The organism is Murimonas intestini (assembly GCF_024622195.1).
Taxonomy (GTDB): domain Bacteria; phylum Bacillota; class Clostridia; order Lachnospirales; family Lachnospiraceae; genus Murimonas; species Murimonas intestini.
Genome location: NZ_JANKBI010000011.1, coordinates 102,368 through 121,022, shown reverse-complemented (window position 1 = coordinate 121,022; position 18,655 = coordinate 102,368). Strand labels below are relative to the sequence as shown.

Sequence of the window (18,655 nt, the reverse complement as noted above, 5' to 3'; positions counted from 1 at the left end):
CTTTGGATTATAGTGCTTATTCCCGCGAGCAACGAGCCAAAGTCAAGCTCGCTTGACCTTGGCGACTGCCGCGAGGGTCAAAAACCCCGCAGCTATTCACAGCCGCCTTATCTCCTGCATGCCCACAGCATTCCGCGCTCCATCAGGGTTTCCGCTGTGGGATATTTGTCAAAAACATCATCGTGGTGGCCCAGGGAAGAATAGAAGATCCGTCCTTTTCCCCAGAATTTCGTATATGCTACAGGCATATCCACAGGTTTGTTTGTAGTGTGGCAGCCCTCGTATACAGGAAAACGGGTGGTGGCCAGAACTTCTATGGCAGGATCTATATGCAGGTAATACTGCTCGCTGCAGACATCAAAATCCTCCAGTCCTTCTGTTATGGGGCTGGATCCTCTGCAAATATTTACCCTGTAGTGTATGCCGTCACAGCCGGGATGGCTGACCCACTGGGCGCCTGTCATAAATTGCCAGTCAGTGTCATTGCGGAAGGCATCATTCATGCCCCCGTGGCAGCCGGCCAGTCCTGTGCCCAGAGCTACAGCTTCCATTATACTGCGGGTATATTCAGGGTTGATCTGCCCCATTGTCCAGCAGGGTACGATAAGATCATATTCCATCAGACGCTCCTTTTCGGAGAGAACCTCCAGAGTATGGCTGATGGTTACTTCACAGCCGTTTGCCTCCATGATCCTGGCAAACCTGGCTGAGACGAGCTGCGGTTCATGGCCGTCCCAGCCGCCTTCAAAAATCAGAACTTTCTTATTAGCCATATTTTCTAATCTCCTTCTTTTTGTCCTTGTGCAATTATCTCTGTTCCTTTGTTGTTCATGCTTGAATTATATCGTTTTCTCACATATAATGATTGTCAAATCAATACTTTTTTTGGACAAATATTGCTGTATGAAAGGATGTAAATATGATTCCTTTTTATGAAAACCATGAACACCATATGGTATCTGTCAATACATGCAGTCTTTCCTTTCCGGCGCATCTGCACAAGGAGACGGAGATGGTCCTGATGCTGGACGGCAGTCTTGACGTTATGGCAGGCGGATGTGATTATAGAATAGATGAGGGGGATCTGGCAGTGATACTTCCCAATACCATACATGCCTACTCAAATCCCGGAGGGAAATGTATTATGGTGGTCTGTTCTACAGAAATGCTGGGTGAGTATGCAGCCCTGTTTTCAGGAGCTGTGCCTGATTCTCCTGTTGTCCGGGCTAAGAGCCTGCATCAGGATATTACATATGCAATGGGTTCTCTTGAGAGGGAAGGCGGTCAGGCACAGAACACTGACGTCTGTAAAGCCCTGCTGCATTTAATCTGTGCCCGCCTATTGGAGTGTATGACATTTAAAAGGCAGGAGGTACATCCGGCTCTGGACCTCACCAGCAGGGCGCTGCTCTACATAGGAGCGCACTATCTGGAACCACTTTCTTTAGAGCAGGCTGCCAGAGAGCTGTGTGTTAGCAAGTATCATCTGTCCCGTATCTTTTCGGGAAAACTGCACACAAATTTTAATGATTACATAAATCAGCTCAGACTGGACTATGCCGCCTATCTGATCCGCAGTACACAGGATTCACTGACAGACATATGCTATGCCTCAGGATTTGAGAGCAACAGGACATTTAACAGGGCCTTCAGGAAATTTTATAATGCGGCGCCAAGCGACTTACGCAGGAGAAACCGCGATACACAGAAAACACCGGAAGAAAAATATAATGCATTTATGCATAAAGAATGATAAAATGGTGACATCAAAACTTTTGGAGGTATTTAAAATGGGGAAGATTTATCTGCAGATGTATTCGTTTATGGACGGTACCATGAATGATACATGCGAAAACCTGAGACTGGCCGCGGCTATGGGGTATGACGGCGTGGAGCTGTTCGGGGGAAACTTTGCTGTTCCGGCTGAAGAGATGAAGAGGCAGCTTGAGACATACGGTCTGGAGGCTGTTTCTATGCACGCCCAGACAGGGCAGATCAGGGAGATGATTCCGTATGCCAAAGCCCTTGGCATGAAGTTTATGGGGATAGGCATGGAAGTGATGAAGAATGAAAAAGATGTGTACAGTTTTGCGGATACGCTCAACGAACTGGGCGAAGAGTGTGCTGCCCACGGCATTACTTTGACGTACCATAATCATACACAGGAATTTAATTCATGTAACGGAAAGAGGATCATAGATGTGCTTGTGAGGGATACAGACCCCTCTTATGTCAGCTTTGAACTGGATGCAGGCTGGTGTGCCGCAGCGGGGGCAGACCCAATGTTTCTGGTTAAGCAGTATTCCGGAAGATTTAAGCTGATCCATGTAAAGGAGAGCAGCCGGGTGATCGGCCCTCAGCCGCCCATGGACTTCAGTTCATTTGACAAGGATGCAGATGGGAATCCGGTGCTGCCGGAAGCTGTGAAAAAGAGCATGGAAGAGAGCAGGGCGATCAACTGTCCTGCCGGCCAGGGGCTGGTGGACTGGAAACTGCTGAAAGAGACTGCAGACCAGAATGGATGTGAGGCATATATTGTGGAGAGAGAGACTACATATGCCGGGACCAGGGCGGAGTGCCTGAAGGCGGATATTGATTATTACAGGACGGTAATATAGAATTACTGTATGGGCATCAGGACGTGTAAAGAAACAGCAGCCTGGTGCCCGTTAAAGGAAAGGTTACATCAGTATAACATTAAACTGTGGGAGATCAGGATATGGAAGGAAATATGGATAAGCCGGAAACTATACCGGGAAGTGTACGGCAAAAAGAGTTTAAGGCTGCAATATGTCCAAATTGTGGGGGAGAACTGCAGTTGGATGACAGCAGGGAACAGGCATTTTGTATGTATTGCGGCAGCAAGATTCTTGTGAAAGAAGCTGTCAGGAAGGTATGCGTGGATAATCAGGCAGCAATAGAAAATCTTATGAAAGCGGCGCAGATTGCTTATAAGGCAGGAGATTACCATGAGGCGGAAGAACGTTATTCACGTGTGCTTGAGATGGATCCTGATAATTATGAGGCTGTGTTTTGGGAAGGGGTCTGCCTGGGCCGGGAAAATGATAAAAAGGCCCGGGAACTTGTAAAGTATGCAGAAGTCTCGCTGGAAATGTTCAGTAAGATTTACGAGTCAGATCAAGAAATCCTGCAGAGAAAAAACGACATGGGGAAGGAACTGCTGAAAGTGGCAGAAAAGTGCTGCTACATAAGGTATTATGTAATTAAACTGCTGGACAATCAGATAACATGCAAGAACGCTGAAATGAGAGAGCAGCTGGAATGCTTAATAAATGATACATTACAGAAATCATCCAAATATGATCTTTACTATCTTGGAAGTGGGGAGGTAATCCCCGGGAATGAAATACGGCAGGAATTAGAAAATATTCGGCTGAAGCTAAAGAGATTTGAAGAGCAGGAAAAGGAAGCGCTCAGAGAAGCACAAAGGATCAGGGAGGAGCAGGAACAAAGCCGCTATTGGGCTGAACATTATGATGAACTGCTTGAAGAGACAGAAACTTTGAAGCAGGAAATAATCAAGGACTTAGAAAAAGTTGAGGATTATAGAAAGAAAGCAGATGAATTGATAAGGCAGATCAGAGAGAATAAAGAGACATTTCAAAAGAGTATACATTGGCTGATAGCAAAAAAAATGAATCCATATAGGGGTAAGTACTATGATACCCAGATCCTTATCTCTAATTTGGAAGGGGCCTGTGATGATGCATTGATATATATAAATGAATACGGGAATACAAGGAGCCAGTTGGTATTAAAGGCTTCATATCTTAAAAATGAAGATAGAGAAAATCTGGAAAACTGTTTACCCGATATTCCTGCAGCGAAGGGGATGTTAGAGAAATTAAAAGAACAGGCAGCTGAACTGAATGACGAAATTTCCAGAATAGTTGAGAAAAAGACGCACTTAATAAAGAGAATATTATGCGCAGGTGCTGCCATAATAGCGGTCATAGTTTTTGCATGGGTAAATTATCACTATAGGGTAACAGTGCCTAGAAAAAAGTATAATGAAGGAGTAAATTTATTTTACGAGGGTAATTATACCGAGGCTAAGAAATTATTTGATCAACTGGGATATCAGGAACCTGAATTATTTCAAAATGAAGAACTATTACTAAACAGAACTCTGGAATACTATCTGCAAGGACAGGTACATTTGGAAAGCGGAGATTATAAATATGCAGCAGAGGATTTTGAGAAGGCAGGATATTTTAGGGACGCAAAGGAAATGACTCAGGAATGTTCTTACAAATATGCGGAGGGGGAGCTTAATAATCACAGTTATAATGCAGCGGCAGATGAATTTGAAAAATTGCTGGGATATAAAGATTCGGATGAGCTGTTGATAGATGCTTTATTGTCACAATTTAATTTTTATAGAATCCTTTATAGCTCTTCCAGGCTCGATGAAGTGATGGAGATAAAACAGAGAATAAAAGCTGCTGCAAATGCCAGTTCAAGATGTAAAGAGGCAGTGATAGCTGAGGCAGATAGAATATCGGAAGAGGGAGACTCTGAAAAAGCGGCTGAAATATACCAGATTATAGATTATAATCCAGAACCAGAAATGGCAGACCAGGAAATTATATACCAGTCAGCAAATAAATTGATGGATGACGGAGTATATGTAAATGCGATAAATAAATATCTGAAAATACGTAACTATCAGGATACAGAATATAAGCTGGGATTAGCGTATTATAAACTTTTGCAGTATAAGACGGCATTGGAAATATGGGAAGGCATACAGGATAAGGCTGATTATCCGGAACTGGAGGGATATATTCAAACAGCAAAGGATAAGCTGCAGAAAACAGATGGAAATGAGAGTGACAGCCGCACAGAAGGATTGTTAAAATAAGCAGGCTGATTAAAATGTGTGGTTAATTTAATATGTAGAAAACTTGTAACGATTCAGCAGGTCTGTGCATTTATAAAAATTTCATAATAAAGTAAGAAGCTGTGCGCTCTGATCAATATGCTGCTTTCCAGGCAGACAAGTAAAACCTTGTCACATGGAAATAAGCTTATTGATCAGCAGCGGGCAGCTTTTTAATTATTATTGTTCAAGCGTTAATATTTTTCAGGGAAATCTATTAAAATCTATAAAAGACACACAAAACATATACTTTGAATGATTGAAGCACAGTACAAAACCGAAGATAATGGGGTTATCAATCAAATAGAATTATTTTGCTAAAGGAGGAGAACATGAACCATTATATTCCGGTTAACCTGCGGTGCGAGTATGAGATGAGGCCTATGGGTGTACAAAAGAGTCAGCCTCTGCTGAGCTGGCAGGTAAAGTCAGATGAGAGAGATGCATTTCAGTCGGCATATCAGATAGTGGCTGCATCTGATCAGGAGAAGCTTGAGGGAAAGGTTTATGACCTGTGGGACACAGGGAAGGTTATGGGCGGCCGATGTTATGGGGTTTTATATGAAGGTTCACCGTTAAAAAGCGCCCAGAGAGTCTGGTGGAAGGTATGTATCTGGAATCAGAACGGTGAAGTATCAGGATATAGCGCCCCGGAATGGTTTGAGATGGGGCTGCTTGAGGAAGAAGACTGGAAAGGGAAGTGGATGGGCTTTTTAGGCGGTTTGATAGGAAACGGCATTCTCATGCGCTATTCTTTTAACAGTCTGGGTAAGAAAATAGAGAGGGCCAGGGCATATGTCTGCTGCGCGGGTTATTATGAGCTGCGCATGAATGGTAAGAAGATAGGAGATAAACTGCTGGATCCGGCGCCAAGTGATTACAGCAGGACGCTGCTGTATTCTGCCTACGATATAACAGAGGATGTGAGAACGGGGGCAAATGTGATAGGTCTCATATTGGGCACAGGCTGGGCCGGACAGCCCAAGGTGCTTGTACAGCTCAATATTGAGTATGAGGATGGCAGCATACAGGAGGAATTTACAGACTGGGGAATCGGATGGTGTGTTGCGAAAGGACCTGTGGTCTATAACAGTATCTATGATGGAGAAGACTATGATGCCAGACTGGAGAAGGACGGATGGGATACGCCGGAATATGAATCCCGGTTCCTGAAGGAGCATCAGAGGCCGGATGGATGGATACTGGCCACTGTGGTGGAAGATCCGGGAGGAAAAAGGACCGGGGAACTGCTTCCGCCTGTGCGGGTGATGAAAAGGACAAAGCCTGAATATATCAGGACTTTTAAGGATGGCAGGAAACTGTATGATGCGGGGGAAAATCAGTCAGGATGGGTGAGGCTGACGGCAAAAGGTGAGGCCGGATCCAAAATAACGCTTTCATTTGCTGAAGTATTAGATGAAAGCGGTGATCTGGACAAGAGGGCTCTGCGTCTGGCCAGATGCGAGGATAGCTATATTCTGAGAGGAACTGGAAAAAGCGAGGAGTATGCCCCCAGGTTTACTTATCATGGATTCAGGTATTTCACAGTAAAGATTGAGGGGGAGGCAGAGATATCTGAACTGACAGCAGAATACATAAGGAGCAGTGTCAAACAGAATGCAGTATTTAGCTCTGATGATGAATTTCTGAACAGGCTGGCAGCAGTCATGAGGCATACAGACGGATGCAATCTGATGGGGATACCTACAGACTGTGACCAGAGGGATGAACGCCATGGATGGACTACGGACACTACTTCACGGGCGGAAGGCTGTACATATCACTATGATATGGGAAGCTTTTTTGAGAAATGGGCCAGGGATGTCTATGACACGCAGGATACAAAGGGGTATTTTGCGGATACAGCTCCGTTCAGATGGGGACGCAGGCCCTGTGACCCTCAGGTAAATACTCCGGTCAGCCTTGTTCTACTGATGTATGAGGTGTATGGAGACAGGCGGATATTGGAAGAGTGCTATGACAGTATGATGAAATACCTGATGGTTCTTTTAAAAGAGGCCGACGGCTACCTGATTTCCAGGACAGGTTTTGGGGAATGGGCGTGCCCCAGGGAAGAGTGCATCAGGGAAGAGTACGGAGCCGGCGCTGCATCTAAAAATGTCACTCCCACACTTGTATCTACGGCGTATCTGTATTATTCCATATCACAGATAAAAGAGATAGCCCGGATACTGAAAAAAGACGATATACAATATCTGGAAGGGCTTCAGGAGACAGTCCGGCAAAAATATAATGAGCGGTTCTTAAATAAAAAGACGTTCCAGTATGATATGGGGAGTCAGAGCGCAAATGCACTTTCTCTGGCCCTGGGGCTGGTACCCGGGGAATATAAGGACGCAGTGGCAGATAACATAGCAGCAGATATCAGAAAGCACAATGGGCATATGACGACAGGAAACATGGGAACAAAGGCTCTGCTGGAAGTGCTTTGCCAGGCGGGAAGAGACGATGAGGCTTATGAGATCATGACAGTGAGGACAGCGCCGGGGTTCGGCTACATGCTGGATAAGGGAGCGACAACAGTCTGGGAACGATGGGAGGCAGATGAGGACAATAATATCATGAACTCCAGAAATCATCCCATGCTGGCTGCAGTCTGTGTATGGTTTTATAAATATCTGGGAGGGATCCGGGTACAGCCCGGAAGCAGCGGTCTGCAGCAGCTTGTCATAAGACCTTCAGTGCCGGAGGGATTAAACAAGGTGCATGTACAGATGGAAATACTAAATGGTGAAGTGACATCCTCCTGGAGGAAAGAAAAGGAGAACTTCATTTTGGAGGTGACAGTGCCGTTTAATACAAGGGCCCAAATATACATACCCGGGAAATGCGGGAGTGTCAGCCGTATTCTTTTTAATGGAGAAGTTACGGAGATAAAAAAGGCCGGAGAAGACAGACATGACTGCATTTTTGAAACAGGCAGCGGTAAATACACATTTATAACTAAAAGATGAAAGGAACAGGGGCGATGGATATTAAAATGAAAGATTCAATTACAAAAGGGAAGTTAAAAATATCATTTGACAGAGGAGGAGCAGAAGAGGGCAAAGCACACAGAAGGCCGTACAGGGAAAGGATCAGCCTGACAGATGGTGCCACGGAGAGGCTTGTCCTGGAGTCTTTTCCACATGCGGCCAACCTGCTGGACGACAGGTTATTTGCAGTATATTATCAGGATGACAGCAGGACAGAGGAGATCGATTGTACAGATGGAAATGCAAAGATCCGCATAGAGCATCCTGACTATACTCTGGTCCGGGAAGTGAGTATGGACAGGATACTTATGAAGGGAAACAACTGGACAGCAGAAAATGCAGATAATGTGATAAATTTCAGAGTGACTCTTACTGCCAGGAAAAAACTGGATCTCAGGGCAATAGAAGACAAGTGGAATTATATGATCCCCAAACGGGAAAGTGATACAGAGCTGGAAGGGCCTCTTGACTTTGTCTGGAGCCAGAGGATCAAGACATTCAGGACAGATGTTGTTTCCCACTACAACTTCCGCACCCCTGCAGTGATGATGCAGCAGAATGAGATATTTGCCGGTATCATCGCAGGGCTTGAGGGAATCACAGAGGAAGATCTGGCAGCTATGCCTCTGGGAATGGATCTGGATGTTACAGAAAATGAACACCCATGGTTCTCATATGGAGGAATCGGCATCAGGGGAGTGGATCCTGACCAGCCCTGCGAAGCAGGACATACCCACATCGTGAGGGGAAGCGACAAGTCTTTTATCCAGATCCATCTGGCATCAGGGGAGTCATGTACGTACTGTTATTCAATTATGGTAAGTGATGAGAAGCCGAAGCTGGGATACCGCAGGGCAGTGAGATATATCTGGGAGCGGTACAGCGCTTACAGGGATAAGACAAGCAGAGGGCTTGCTGAAAATATACGTTTTCCGGGAATCTTTACTTTAAAGGAGTGGGAAAAGGAAGTATGGGATAAAAGAGCTGTAGAAGACTACTATACATATGAAAAGAATGGAAGGACAGTAGGGGCAATAACCGGAAAACGGCAGGGCGAATGGTTCAGCCGGACCGACTATAAGCATGATGCATGGTTTGCATGCTGGCTTCAGGAGCTGGTTACAGGTTATGGGATGTACCGTTATGGAGAAAAGACTGGCAGGAGGGAGTGGACAGAACGCTCTGAGCAGATCCTGGATTTGATATTGAGCGCTCCGAGGACAAAGGGGATGTTTCCTGTCATATGCTATCTGGAAGAAGATGGGGAAGAGACATGGCTTCGGGATGACGGATGGGCCGGATACAGGAACGAGTTCCACACGCTGCAGATGTCGTATACGGCATGGCTTCTTGTATGCTGGGCCAGGAGTGTATTTCCGCAGCGGAGGCAGGAGATATTAGATTTCTGTGTACCCTATGGAGAATTTCTGGCCCGGGTGCAGCATGAAGACGGCTGTATCCCATCCTGGTTCGATGAGGAGGGAAATCCCAGCCGGCGGCAGTTCCGCGATTTTAATGCTGAGACTGCCGCAAGTGCCATTTTCCTGCTGGAACTGGGAGAAATCACAGGCAGAGAAGATCTTACGGCCTGCGGTATGCAGGCGGTGGAGTTTGTGGAGAGATATGTGCGCCCGCGTCAGAGATGGTTTGATCTGGAGACATTTCTGTCATGTGCCAAGAAGCCTTTCAGCTTCTATGACGGATATACAGCCCAGTACCCACAGTGCAACCTGTCGGCTATTTTTGCCTCGTTTGCTTATCTGAAGCGAAGCCGTATCACAGGGGATCCTGCCCATCTGGAAGCGGCCCAGGAGGTTTTGGACTATCTGCTGCTGACACAGCAGGTATGGGACCACCCAGGAATAAAAATAGACACATATGGCGGATTCACAGTACAGAATACAGACAATGAATGGAATGATGCGAGGGAAGCATTATGTGCAATCCTGCTTTATGAATATTATATTGATACCGGAAGGTGGGAATATCTGGAGAGAGCAGCGGCCGCCATGCAGGATGGATTCCAGAACCTACCGTATGAGAACTGGGCACACTGTGGTTACGAGGGCATGCAGTACGATTCCAGCCTTCTCTGGGGCTGCGGCATCATACTGACAGCGGCAGAATACCTGGATAAGAAGATGGGGATGATTTTTGCAGATCCTTCAAAGGAAAAGGCGCTGGGGCTTTGGGGGATTAAAGTGAAGGAGGCCTGTTTTACAGATAACGAGCTCCATATTCAGGCCGAAATACCACAGAGCCTCCGGACAGATGAAATAGTCTTTAAGATCCGGGGCAAAGACACAGAAAAGTACAGAGTTTTTCTGAATGGGCAGAGCAGATAAGTATTTCAATTTTATTTCCCGTTTTTATCAGGGTCATCTACAAGAGGGATATGTATAGTTATCTTAGTTCCGGCTCCTGCCTGGCTTTTTATAATGAAGTCATGGCGGCCTTCAAACAGGTAATTCAGCCTGCCGGCTATGTTGTTGATGCCAATAGGCCGCACTCTGGCTCTTCTGTCTGCATCAGTGTCGTCAGAGGCGAGAAGCAGTTTATCTGCATATTCCTGGTCCATACCCACACCGTCATCAAGCAGCACGATCTCCATGAGATCCTGCTGCTTTTTCATGGTGAGTGTGATCGTACCGGGTTTATCATCGGTGCAGATCCCATGAATTAGAGAATTTTCTACCAGGGGCTGCAGTATGTTCCTGGGAATATAATATCCTTTCAGCTCAGGCTGGAATTCCAGATGGAATTGAAAACGGTCCCTGTATCTGTATTTCTGTATGATGATGTACTGACGGATGACCTCAGCCTCATTCTCACACCGGGCATACAGAGGAGAATGTCCGAGATGGATACTGTCCTGAAGCAGATAGATAAAGGCACCTGTCATCTGTATGATATCCTGGCACTGTTCTTTTCGGGCAAGATAAATAATAGAGTTCAGTGTATTGTAGATAAAGTGGGGATTGATTTTAGCTACCAGCAGTTCAAAGGACAATTTTTGGGAGCGCTCTGTCTCTTCAATAGACGTCCGGATATGCTCCCTGATGGACACGGTCATCAGATTAAAGCCCTCTGAGATATTAGTAAGCTCACTGGAACCGGTGAGCTGTACACTTGTGTCCAGATTGCCAAGCCTGACCTGGTCAATGGCACTGCTTAAGCCGCCGATCTGTGCTGTTATCTTGTTCAGAAGAGGGTAGAGGCAGAACAGGATACACAGGATTATAAAAAGCATGATAATGATACCGATCACAACGTAGGAGCCCTGGAGAAAATGTATGGACTGGGACATGTCGGCGGCAGTGACCAGATACCACCCGGTGGAGGGAAGATACTGGGAAATATAATAGTTTCCGCCTATTTTCTGGGAGTTGGAGGTGATGGCGGATGCAGCCTCCATAAATTCAGATTCATCACCTGATGAGAGATACAGCAGTTCTCTGTCCTGGTTCAATATGGCTATCTGGCTGAATATATTTGACTGGTTTTTCAGCTTGTAGATGAGCTGGTCAAAGTTCAGGTTGATGATAAGCCTTCCAATCGTCAACTGGTGATCTCTTGTAATGCTGGTGACAGGGCAGACATAGCTTACAAGCTGCACAGGCTGTGAGCTGTTTATAGTGACCGGGAATGTATAATTATCAGTAAAGCCGCGGAAATCCATGACGGAGCTTCCTCCAAGTGCATGCTCCTCAAACCATTCCAGAAAATCATTGCTGTTAGGACTTGTATTCCAGTAGCCCCTGTGTGAATTAGAGACAATACAGAAGCTCTGGACATAGTCATGCAAAAGTACGCTTTTTTCTATGGAGGACATCATAGAACGCACAGAAGTCACCTCATCGGATACAGACTCCTTCTGCTCCCTGATGAGGAATTGCTGCACATTTTCATTGATAGCCAGGATCTTGCTGGCCTGTTCTGCATCCTCCTGGGCATCGCTGATATAATAGGCCAGCAGCTGCATATCATCCTTTCCGCGGCTTTCCAGTGAAAAGCGGAGGATATCTGAGATAACAAATAAGATAGAGACAGAAAGGACCAGAAATATGATGCTGATGCTCAGGACCATTCTGCTTAAGATTCTGAATTTTAAACTGTGATTCATTTAGTACACCTCTATATAGAAAAATGTTCTGCCCTGTATTCATTGGGGGTACGGCCTGTCATTTCCTTGAATATCCTGCTGAAATACTGGCTGTTTGTGATGCCTATGCTCTCAGATACCTCGAAGATCTTCATGTTTGTCTTAGAAAGCAGTTCTTTTGCCTGTTCTATCCTGTATTCATTTAAATAGTCATGGAATGTCCGGCCCGTATCCTTTTTAAATTTCTGTCCCAGATACATGGAGCTGCTCTTTAGAGTGGCGGATATATCAAGAAGGGACGGGCTGAGGTTATAATTCTGCCGGATATACCGGATCATGTAATTAGTAGAGGGAGAGTATTGCTGCTGCCGCTGTACTTCCTCATATATTTTTTTGAAGTGCTCCTGTACCTGGGGGAGGATGTCCGGCGCATAAGTGCAGGTGAGGCCGTCAAGGAGATGTTCTTCTCCGAGGTCCCGAAAGAGATGCCTGATCCCGGAACAGAGAGAAGACAGGAATACGGCATCCTTTGTTTTAAGCAGATGCTCAAAGCAGTCTGACAGCTGTATGTAAAACTGCTGGTTATGGGAAAGAAAATTCTCACGGTCCAGAAAAACCGTATCAGGTGCCGGCAATGCCGAGGCTTCTGACGGAATACGGCTCAGGTCAATGATATTCTGGCCGGGCCAGAAGCGGTAATCCCCGGCATGTGACTCTAACAGCTTAAAGTCGTCATGGAGACCGGAAATTACCGTTTCCCGGCCCAGGTGTACGGCAAAAAAAGGAGTTTTGGCCGTCTGCAGCATAATGTCCAGAAGCCTTCTGACGAACAGGCCAAGCCGGGCCAGGTAACCCCTTCCGGCCTTTTCTTCCGGGCTTATTCCAATAAATACGGCGAGATTGGAATGGCAGATCAGTAAGTCCAGGATCTTCATCTGAGGTTCATTCAGTGTACAAAAGGCAGAGGAGTGGGGCTGGCGTATTTGATCTTTGGTGCTGTCTGTCTGAAAGACAGGTGTAACCGGGGAGAGAAGAAGGAGCACAAAGGAATCCCGGTAGGCGGCCAGGTGTTCCAGCGTATCTTCCGGTAAGACTGCATTCTGTTCCAGGATATCACGCAGCAGAAGGCGGTTTCCAAGACGCTGTGAAAGCCTCTTTTTTTCAATTGTTTCTCTGGCCTGGAACAACACCTCCAGAAGGCGGGAGGGTGTCATCTGATGCTTCACCAGGTAGGAGAGAGCTCCGATCTCCACTGCGCCCTGGGCGTAAGAAAAATCCATATATCCGCTTAAGATTATGATCACCACGTCAGGAAAAAGCTCCCTGATCTGCCTGGACAGCCGGATACCGTCAGTGTCAGGCAGGGAGACGTCCATAAATACGATATCCGGACAGACAGACCTGACAAGCTTCATGGTCTGCATTCCATTATAAGCATAACCGGAAACGTGAAATCCATTTGCCTCCCAGTCGATCAATTCCCGCATATCTTCTATAACCAGATCTTCATCATCTATAAGTATTACATTCAGCTTTCCATCCATTGAGTTAACTCCTTTAGCGTTTGTGTGAAGCAGGTCTGATGCCTATGCACATATCATAGCACAAATATATAGATACTACACAGAAACTATAGTTTGAATAATTGTTTTTAGTCATGTTACAGCTTAAAATCTAACTATGTTCAAGAAATAAATGCACATAGAGAAGGGAGAACTGAAAATGAGGTACAAAAATCTGAAAAAGCTGGCGGCAACGGGAACTGTGATTACTGTAATCTGCTCTGCACTGGCGGGATGCGGTACATCGGGGGGTGTATCATCTGAAGCCGATAAGGGAAGCAGTGAGGCTGTGAAAACGGAGGCGGCAGGAGATCTGTCAGAACCTAAAAAAGAGACAAAGGGGGAGGGAACAGAGACAATCACTATGTGGGGATGGAACGCGGGAGATATAGAGAAGATCTTTAATGCGTATAAAGAAGAGACAGGAGCTGACGTATCACTTGATTATGTGACTGTCCAGCAGGAGGAATCTTTCCAGAAGCTGCAGACTACCATCAGTGCAGGGCTGGACCTTCCGGATATCGTGCCCAGCGAGGTGAATCAGAGGGGGACGATGCTCTCACTTGATATATGGGAGGATCTGAGTGCGGCCCCATACAACTTTGATAAGAGCCAGATATTTGAATATGAGATCCCACTGTGCAGCAATGAAAAAGGTGAGCTGTGTGCGCTCCCATGGGATGTGAGCACTGCAGGGCTGGCTTATAAGAGGGATCTGGCAAAGGAATATCTGGGTACAGATGATCCTGATGAAATATCGGCAATGTTTCAGACATGGGATGAATTTTTAGAGAAAGGAAAAGAAATCAGGGAGGAAAGCGGCGGAAAGGTATACATGTTTGCAAGTCTTACAAATGTGAAGCAGATCATGGACGGGCAGAACCCGCAGCCGATCGTGCAGAATGATACGCTTGACATGACCTCTGTAAAAGAGACTCTGAACTGGATGATCAAATTCAGGGACGAGGGCATTGTGGACAATATATTGGAATCCTCAACTGCATACAGCGCATCCTATGCGGATGATCTCCACATCTTTTATCCGTGTGCGGGCTGGACGCCTAACTACGTCATCCAGCCAAACGATCCGGAGGGGGCAGGAAACTGGGGGCTGACCGTGCCGCCTCAGGGATGCTTCAGCTGGGGCGGATCAGCCTTCATGATACCAAGGGATGCAAAGCACAAACAGGCGGCGTATGATTTTATCTCATGGATGAATACAGAAGAAGGAACGAGGACACAGAGAGAAGTGGTAAATTACAATACTTCCAATGTGGAGGCTTATAAGGATCCGGAATTTGCAGCGCTGTATGACGAATGGTTCGGCGGGCAGAATATTGGTGAACTTCTGTTTAACAAGGCAATGGAAAACATACAGGTACGTCCGGTGAGCACTCATGATGCAACCATAATGGAAGTATGGTCAATGGTTACAGAAGCGGTGAACAGTGATTCTTCTATTGACTTTGAGGCAGCCTGCACCATGTTTGAAAATGAGATGTACACTCTGGCTCCGGAACTGAAAAAATAGGCAGACACAGGCTGCGGACAAAAAATAAATGAAAAGCCCCGGCATATAGGCAGGCATCACCGTCATATACGCCGGGGCAGTTAAAGGAAAGGGGTGTTTAAAATGGCGGTACCCAAGGTAAAAGCATCAGGCAGTACTGGGGGGAGGCGCAAGATAAGGAGCAGGCAGGTGTGGCCTTATATGTTTATCCTGCCATTCTTTGTTATTTACATTGCATTTAACTGTTATCCGCTTATCTACACGTTTTTTATCAGCCTGAATGAATGGGATGGATTTACTGAGCCTGTCATGACAGGGCTGTCAAACTATAAAAATATATTTACGGAAGATCCGTATTTCCTTAAATCGATAGGAAATACGCTGCTGTTTATGGCTTTTGATATTCCTATTGTTATTTTAGGCGGATTACTCCTGGCATCTGCATTTAATAATAGAAAGCTGAAGGGAGCTAATTTCTTTCGGACAGCTGCCTTTTTACCATACATTACCATACCTGTCGCCATCGGCGTATTATTCAGCCTGCTTTTTGACTGGAATTCAGGCACTATAAATGAGCTGCTTGCCAGGGCGGGGCTGATCAGCAAGCATATTAATTTTCTGGGGACTCCTTCCCTGGCAAGGATGATAGTCATTCTGATGATCTGCTGGAAGTATATAGGGTACCATATGATATTCTTCAACGCAGGTATATCAGGCATATCTATGGAATTATATGAAGCGGCGGATGTGGATGGGGCCAGCGGCTTTACAAAATTCACAAGGATCACGATTCCTCTGCTTAAGCCGATTATCGAATATCTGGTGATCATGAATATCATATGGGGCTTCCAGCTGTTTGATGAACCTAAGGTACTGTTCAGCTCATGGACTTCGTCAACAGGTGCTTCCAGTCTTGTAGGGGGACCGCTGAAATCCTGCATGACTGCCATCTGGTATATTTACGATACATCATTTGGATCACAGATGCGCTATGGCAAGGGAGCAGCGGCGGCATACGGGACATTTATGTTCATCCTGGTATTTTCGCTGGCAGCCTTTATTGTAATGAAAATTCTTGGGAGAAAGGACAGGGACGGCAGATGAAAACTCAAAAAGTAAAAAATATAATAATTTTTGTAATCATGGTTCTTGTAGCTCTTATCTGCCTGCTCCCATTCTACTTCATGATCATCATGAGCACCCAGTATACAGAGGATATCTACAAGGGAATAACATTCCTTCCGGGCAGCTATCTGATAGAGAACCTGAAGACGGTATTTAATGCACATTTTGAAATGTATTATAAAAACAGTATTATCGTGGCTGTGTCAGCTACGGCGCTGTCCCTGTTTGTGAGCACCCTCTGCGGATTTTCATTTGCCATGTACGAGTTTAAAGGCGCCAGGTTCCTGTTTGCATTTGTTTTAGTGACAATGATGATCCCAACGCAGCTGGGGCTGGTGGCTTTTGTGGTGGAGATGAAGAGTATAGGGTGGATGAATACACTGCTTCCTCTTATTGTGCCTCCGGCTGCGACAGGCTTTGGGGTGTACTGGATGAAAAATTTTATAGGCAGCAATTTCCCGAAAGAATTGATGGAGAGCGCCAGAATTGACGGAGCGGGAGAACCCAGGATACTTTTTTCCATAGCTGTTCCATGTATTAAACCGGCGATCGCCTCACTTGGACTTATGAATTTCGTGACAAACTGGAATTCTTTTTTAGTACCGCTGATCGTGCTGAATAAATCAGATACATACACAGTCCCGATTGGGATCATCAACCTGAATTCTGCCTACAGGAATGACTTGGCGGCAAAGATCACGGCGCTCAGTATCGGCATCATCCCCCTGCTTATTCTATTTATGCTGACAGCTAAGACCTTTATAAGCGGGATCACAATGGGAGCAGTAAAAGAATAGCGGCAGTGAAACTTCTGCCAATACCAGAGAGGAGATCATAAGAAAAATGGAAAAAAGGACATTCAGCAACCCCATCCTGCCCGGTTTTTACCCTGATCCTTCCATATGCAGGGTTGGAGAGGACTACTATATGGTGACATCATCTTTTGTATACTTTCCGGGCCTTCCTGTGTTCCACAGCAGGGATCTTGTACATTGGGAACAGACAGGCCATGGAATAGAAAGGCCGGGACAGCTGGATTATAAGAATTGTGAAACTTCACTTGGATTGTGGGCGCCCACAATCCGGTGGCACTGCGGAAAATTTTACATTATAAACACATTTGTGTCAGAGGGAAGGGAAGCCAGAAGGGATAACTTTATTATCACAGCAGACTCACCAGAAGGACCATGGAGTGATCCCATATTCATAGAAGGCGCTGACGGGATCGATCCCAGTTTATTTTTTGATGATGACGGCAGAGTGTGGTATACAGGTAATTTCATAACCGGGGAAGCGCTGTATGAGGGGCATCATGGTATCTACCTGTGTGAACTGGATGCAGATACCTTTCAGTTTAAAGGGGAGCGCACGGTCATCTGGGATGGTGCAGCCACCAGAAGTAAATGGATCGAGGCGCCTCATCTTTATAAAAAAGACGGTTACTATTATCTGATGGTGGCTGAGGGAGGGACCTTTGTAAACCACAGCGTAATGATGGCAAGGTCAGAACAGATAGAGGGCCTATACGAGCCCTGCCCCAGGAACCCTATCCTCACCCACAGGCATATGCCCCTTGATATACCTGTCTCTGTAGTAGGGCATGGTGACCTGTTTGAGACGCAGAATGGAGAGTGGTGGATGGTGCTTCTGGGAATCCGTACCTACCAGGAGACTCATTTCAACACAGGAAGGGAAACTTTTCTGATACCAATGCGTTGGGCGTCTGACGGCTGGCCGATGGCGGATAATGAGACTGGAATGGTAAATATAGAAGAGAGGCTTCCAAATCTAAAGCAACACCCGGTACTGCCGCTGCCCTCCTGGGACTCTTTTGGAGAGGACTCGCTGTCCTTCCAGTGGAATACTATTCATCCGCCCGGGGAGCCATTTTATTCGCTTTCCAAGAGGAGCGGCTGGCTGAGGCTTTATCTGAAAAAGGAGACAATGGAAGAGATATGCTGTCCGTCATTTATAGGAAGAAGGCAGCAGCATAAGAGTTTTTTGGCCAAAACCCTGATGGAATTTGTGCCGGAGAATGAAAATGAAGAATGCGGTATCTGCCTGGTGCAGGATGACAGATATCATTACAGCTTCGTGACAGGTATGAGAGACGGCAGACAGGTAATCAGGCTGTACAAAGTGGAGGATTCTAAAAAGGAGCTTGCGCGCGAACTGGCTACAGACAGAAAATACACAGAAGATAGCGGGGAATGCCGGCAGAAAATAGCCGGGCAGATATACTTCACTGTATTCTGCACAGGAGAGACATATGAGTTTTATTACGGGTATAAGGAAAATCAGATGATCCCATTCCAGAAAGACATGGAGGCAAGCCTGCTCAGCTCCGATGTAAATGAAGGATTCACGGGTGCATATCTGGGGCCATATGCGACTTCAAACGGTAAAGAGTCAGATGCTTACGGCGATTTTGACTGGTTTGTATATCAGGGGTTATAG

At 46.0% G+C, this 18,655-nt stretch carries 12 protein-coding genes; 9 read left to right on the top strand and 3 right to left on the bottom strand.

The features are described from left to right. Window positions 1–107 precede the first annotated feature (107 nt). Window positions 108–773, bottom strand: a complete 666-nt coding sequence (locus NSB28_RS15625; RefSeq protein WP_109747526.1) for a ThuA domain-containing protein — start codon at window positions 771–773, stop codon at window positions 108–110. Between the two features lie 146 nt (window positions 774–919). Between NSB28_RS15625 and NSB28_RS15620 the strand changes: the two genes are divergently transcribed. The 5 genes from NSB28_RS15620 to NSB28_RS15600 all read left to right on the top strand — a co-directional run bounded on the left by NSB28_RS15620 (window position 920) and on the right by NSB28_RS15600 (window position 10,244). Beyond that, a complete protein-coding gene (locus tag NSB28_RS15620) occupies window positions 920–1,753 on the top strand; it encodes an AraC family transcriptional regulator (RefSeq protein ID WP_109747527.1) in 834 nt (277 codons plus the stop codon). A 37-nt stretch (window positions 1,754–1,790) separates the two neighbouring features. Next, window positions 1,791–2,618, top strand: coding sequence for a sugar phosphate isomerase/epimerase family protein (locus NSB28_RS15615; protein WP_109747608.1), 828 nt, complete (start codon window positions 1,791–1,793; stop codon window positions 2,616–2,618). Window positions 2,619–2,719: 101 nt separating this feature from the next. Continuing rightward, window positions 2,720–4,885: a tetratricopeptide repeat protein gene (locus tag NSB28_RS15610; protein ID WP_109747528.1), complete on the top strand. Its 2,166-nt coding sequence runs from the start codon at window positions 2,720–2,722 to the stop codon at window positions 4,883–4,885. A gap of 350 nt (window positions 4,886–5,235) precedes the next feature. Then, complete coding sequence (locus NSB28_RS15605) at window positions 5,236–7,878, top strand: alpha-L-rhamnosidase (protein WP_109747529.1); 2,643 nt, start codon at window positions 5,236–5,238, stop codon at window positions 7,876–7,878. 14 nt (window positions 7,879–7,892) lie between these two features. Then, window positions 7,893–10,244, top strand: a complete 2,352-nt coding sequence (locus tag NSB28_RS15600) for a hypothetical protein (protein WP_257497565.1) — start codon at window positions 7,893–7,895, stop codon at window positions 10,242–10,244. An 11-nt stretch (window positions 10,245–10,255) separates the two neighbouring features. Here the strand turns inward: NSB28_RS15600 and NSB28_RS15595 are convergent, their stop codons facing one another. After that, a complete protein-coding gene (locus tag NSB28_RS15595) occupies window positions 10,256–12,022 on the bottom strand; it encodes a sensor histidine kinase (RefSeq protein ID WP_109747531.1) in 1,767 nt (588 codons plus the stop codon). Window positions 12,023–12,033: 11 nt separating this feature from the next. Next, entirely contained in the window at window positions 12,034–13,545 is a 1,512-nt protein-coding gene (locus NSB28_RS15590; protein WP_109747532.1) for a response regulator transcription factor, read from the bottom strand. A 178-nt stretch (window positions 13,546–13,723) separates the two neighbouring features. On the opposite strand from NSB28_RS15590, the gene NSB28_RS15585 reads away from it, so the two are divergent. The 4 genes from NSB28_RS15585 to NSB28_RS15570 all read left to right on the top strand — a co-directional run bounded on the left by NSB28_RS15585 (window position 13,724) and on the right by NSB28_RS15570 (window position 18,655). Next, a complete protein-coding gene (locus tag NSB28_RS15585; RefSeq protein ID WP_109747533.1) occupies window positions 13,724–15,094 on the top strand; it encodes an ABC transporter substrate-binding protein in 1,371 nt (456 codons plus the stop codon). A gap of 102 nt (window positions 15,095–15,196) precedes the next feature. Further along, window positions 15,197–16,177 (top strand): carbohydrate ABC transporter permease, encoded by a 981-nt coding sequence (locus NSB28_RS15580; protein ID WP_109747534.1) that lies wholly within the window; start codon window positions 15,197–15,199, stop codon window positions 16,175–16,177. Then, window positions 16,174–16,995 carry a carbohydrate ABC transporter permease gene (locus NSB28_RS15575; protein WP_109747535.1) on the top strand — a complete coding sequence of 274 codons (822 nt, stop codon included), beginning with the start codon at window positions 16,174–16,176 and terminating at the stop codon, window positions 16,993–16,995. The genes NSB28_RS15580 and NSB28_RS15575 overlap by 4 nt, the downstream gene beginning before the upstream one ends. Window positions 16,996–17,041: 46 nt before the next feature. Next, the gene (locus tag NSB28_RS15570; RefSeq protein WP_109747536.1) at window positions 17,042–18,655 is read left to right on the top strand and encodes a glycoside hydrolase family 43 protein; all 1,614 of its coding nucleotides are present in this window, start codon (window positions 17,042–17,044) and stop codon (window positions 18,653–18,655) included.